The organism is Cyanobacteriota bacterium (assembly GCA_025054735.1).
GTDB lineage: Bacteria > Cyanobacteriota > Cyanobacteriia > SKYG9 > SKYG9 > SKYG9.
The window spans coordinates 1-1,737 of record JANWZG010000589.1 but is presented as its reverse complement, the minus strand read 5'-3'; the positions used below and the strand labels follow the sequence as shown (position 1 = coordinate 1,737).

The 1,737-nt window shown below is 48.2% G+C and carries 2 protein-coding genes; one reads left to right on the top strand and one right to left on the bottom strand.

What is annotated here, in order from left to right:
• On the top strand, positions 1–378 hold a 378-nt coding region (locus tag NZ772_18465; GenBank protein ID MCS6815540.1), incomplete at its 5' end, for a hypothetical protein.
• Between the two features lie 151 nt (positions 379–529).
• Here NZ772_18465 and NZ772_18460 read toward each other — a convergent pair.
• Positions 530–1,051: an RNA-binding protein gene (locus tag NZ772_18460; GenBank protein ID MCS6815539.1), complete on the bottom strand. Its 522-nt coding sequence runs from the start codon at positions 1,049–1,051 to the stop codon at positions 530–532.
• Positions 1,052–1,737: the final 686 nt, after the last annotated feature.

Here is a 1,737-nt window from a genome sequence, read left to right as displayed (position 1 = left end):
GTTGTGGGCTACATGGGGGCACCCTTTGGTTGGCAGTGGATTGTAGTGCGTAACGATCGCGGGCAAGCCATGCTCGATCTCGTGCAAGGGCAATTGGAAACTCAACCTGTCATGTCCCGTGGCGATCGTCGGGCTGCTGTTCAACAAAGCATTCCTGCCTACGACCAAGGAGTAACCCTGCCCATGTGGGCTGCCCGGCTAATGGGTGTTGTCATTGAGCGCATCGGTCCGAAGGGGTTGGAGTATGCACGGTTTTCGATCGACTCCCACTTTACCCGCAACTACCTCTACGTCCAGCGTCACTATCCTGAAAAGTTGGCTGACCATGTGCCTGATTATGCCAAGCGGATTGTTAGCCAGTACCAGCTACCTGACTAGACAGCACGTGGCACTCGCATGAAGCACTCAATGCACGGGTGAGGACTGAAGTCCTCACTACAAACGTTCCGCCTGCTCTACACATGACTACCTACTACAGGTAGCCCTTGCAATATCGAGTCAGCATCAGGCCAGATAACAGTTCTGAACGTCAGGGTGTCGTGGCCTGAGCAGCTAACAATTGCTTAAGCTTCTCTAGCTCTTGTGCCCAGCGAGGATCAGGTTGAACAGACTCATGGGTATCTGACGATGCGGAACTGCCCGAAGACTTACGAGACTTGTTGCCCTTGCGACGATTGCTCTTGCCGCTGCTGGGGGCTGCACCATTGCTGCTAGAGGCGTTGCTAGACACTTCAGTGGCTCCCTCTGCAGAGACAGATTCATCTTCACTTACGGGAACAGACTCATCATCTGCTTTGCCCTTGGTGCGGGGCAGTGCCTTTTCAATCTTGAGAATCGAATCCTTGAAGGCATGACCATTGAATTTTTCAATGATTTGATCGGCTTCTTCATCGGTTTTGACGGTCACAAAGCCAAAACCTCGGCACTTGCCTGTCTTGCGATCGGTAATCACCTTCGTAGAAACAGAATCACCCGCCTCAGCAAACACCGCCGCTAACTCTTGGCGATCCACTTCCTTGGGCAGATTACCTACGTACAGACGAACAGACATGGAACGATACCTCCGAACATCAACATTAATCAATCAACAGTCAACAGATCTTTCTAGGGTTTACAGACGTAAGTTACCTGCCAGTTGCAGATGCACTTGTAGCCAAAACAGCACCATCAAGCGTAAAAATTTTTGTCCCCAGCATTAACCCAATACTAGACATTAGCAGCAAACTAAGTATTACCAAAGCTAACGACAACTAAAGCTAAGTGTGACTAAATTAGATCTACTAAAGTTATGTTTAGCGTCCGAACTAATAATGACGATCGCTTCATTAGTGGCAGCCAGTTCCATGGTTAACTTAGCTAGTGGCTAAACTAATCAACTAGCTCAGAAACCCCAGAAACCAGAGGTAGTGATAGGCATCATTCCCTCTGCATCATAGCGCCATTCACTAAGGTATCACGGCATCTGTCATCACTTTCAACCAGAAATTCTAATCTTTATGAACAGTTAGCCAGACGACGGATCAAATGAACGCTTGATGCATCATTAATGCTGCCAACCTAATCTTCTTAAAAAAAGTTAACACTATTAACTGCATCAATGCAACCTTAATGCTACCTGCGTTGCCCTGAGTATGGTTCCACTTCCCTATGCTACGGCTACAGATAGCTTGTGGCGAGGACTTAAGCCCCTGCTACGAACCAATGGGTTGTGTCCACTAGTTTTTAGAGAATTGGTGT

Excerpts from the sequence above, each read along its gene's own strand:
- NZ772_18460 (MCS6815539.1), bottom strand. The coding sequence starts at position 1,051 with ATGTCTGTTCGTCTGTACGTAGGTAATCTGCCCAAGGAAGTGGATCGC.